The 1,584-nt window shown below is 67.7% G+C and carries 3 protein-coding genes and 1 pseudogene; all 4 read right to left on the reverse strand.

Features of this window, described 5'->3' with window-relative positions; translation table 11 throughout:
• Positions 1 to 75 precede the first annotated feature (75 nt).
• Positions 76 to 285 (reverse strand): annotated as a pseudogene (locus V2I08_RS19255) (replication initiator protein A); the annotation flags it as partial.
• A gap of 4 nt (positions 286 to 289) precedes the next feature.
• Positions 290 to 559, reverse strand: a complete 270-nt coding sequence (locus V2I08_RS19260; RefSeq protein WP_037480698.1) for an AlpA family transcriptional regulator — start codon at positions 557 to 559, stop codon at positions 290 to 292.
• A gap of 228 nt (positions 560 to 787) precedes the next feature.
• On the reverse strand, positions 788 to 1,291 hold the full coding sequence (locus tag V2I08_RS19265; RefSeq protein WP_349636423.1) for a DUF2285 domain-containing protein: 504 nt from the start codon (positions 1,289 to 1,291) through the stop codon (positions 788 to 790).
• Between the two features lie 55 nt (positions 1,292 to 1,346).
• Positions 1,347 to 1,584 (reverse strand): transcriptional regulator domain-containing protein (locus V2I08_RS19270; protein WP_349636424.1); only part of this gene is annotated, 238 nt, incomplete at its 5' end.

A 1,584-nucleotide genomic window follows, 5' to 3' on the forward strand; every position in this document is an offset into this window, starting at 1 on the left:
TCATATCGTCAGGCCCGCATCAACAGTGGCCTGCTTTTACTCCGCCCCGATGGCCTGGAATCTGACCGCCGTTGACATCGTCGCCATGCCATGCTCATGGGTGGCTTCCACCGCGATCGCGACATCGCCCATCTTGAAATGGATGGGGGTGACGCGCTTGGACTTGGCGAGACTGAAAAAGGGCCAGGACATGAGGTCCTGCGCGTCGCGCGGCGCGATGTCGCCGCGGACCGCGCGAAACAGATCGAGTTGCCGGTCCTGAGTCCGGTCGGGCGCTGCGGACATCATGCTAGCGCCGCACCGGCGCACCGGGGTCGATCCGCTTGGCGGGATGCACGGTGCCGCGTCCCGGATCGGAGGTCGAGCGGCGCGTGCCGATTTCGGCCCAGGCCTCGAGATCGACCAGCGCATAGACGATGCGTCCGCCGAGCTTGCGAAAGACGGGGCCTGTACCAAAGCAGCGATGCTTTTCCAGCGTGCGGGGCGAAAGGCCCAGATGCAGCGCGGCGTCGGGGGTCCGCAGATAGCGCGGTGTGACGACCGCAAAGTCGCGTTCCATATCGGTCTCCAGCGTCGGGGCTGGCATGGCTGGCCAGCCCTGGGGTGTCGCTGGCGAGAATGGCGAACAGTGGAGGCCCGCGCGGAGTGGCAAAAGCACGGCCGAAAATTGTCACCCCTTGGCCTGTTATCCGGGCCTGTTTGTTGGGGCCTCTCGCTGGGGCTGTCCGGGGGGCATGTCTTCGCGTGCCAGGTGGCGCAGCAGGCTTTGGGCGCGGGATGGGCAGGTTCAGCCCGCGCGGAGCAGGTCGCGATAGCCGCCATCGCGCAAGTGCAGGGCGTGGGTGAGCAGGCGATGGGTGCCGCGGCGCTCGCTCGAGGCCTTCCATAGCGCGGCCGACAGGTGCGGCATTGCCGGATAGGCGAGATATGCCAATTCCCGCAGCGTGGCGCCGGCGACATGCGCGTCGAGCAGGCGCAGCATCAGGTCGAACCGTGCGGCCTGGAAGGGCGACAGATCGCTTGGAGGCGTGCCCGATCCGCCTGTTCCGCCAAGCCAGAGGCGGGCCTGCTTGGTGGCGCGCAGCCGACCGTCGAACAGCGGATCGTCCGGCAGATGGAAGGCTGTGCGAGGTCCACGCTGCAGACCGCGCTCGGGGCCGCGCAGCCACAGGCGGATCGTGCGCCCGCCTGCAAACAGGACGGCATGGGTGCCGTCATCGGCTTGCCCGATCTGCCGGAGGCCAGGCAGCGCCTGCGGCGTCGGCAAATCAGGTCCCGGGTCGATGATCACGACGCAAGCGGCTACCGCCGGATCCCATAGCGCGGGATCATCGTGTGGCGAACGGTCAGGATCGATGGGGAAAGCGAAGGCCCCATGACCGGGCAAAGTCCTCCTTTGCCTGGGAAGAGGTGGTGGCATCGAGCGCGGCATGGCCAAGGCGATAGGCAGGCGCGCGGATAAGGAAGCGCTGCGCATAATCGCACCGGTCCTGCCCGCTTCTCGCTTCGACCTTGGCCATTCGCCCGGCTCCCTTCGCCGGCCAAGGCTGGCGGCTGGCGGGCCGGGCGGAAGACCTCGCTTGG

This window comes from Sphingobium sp. MK2, from assembly GCF_040170545.1.
Taxonomy (GTDB): Bacteria; Pseudomonadota; Alphaproteobacteria; order Sphingomonadales; family Sphingomonadaceae; genus Sphingobium.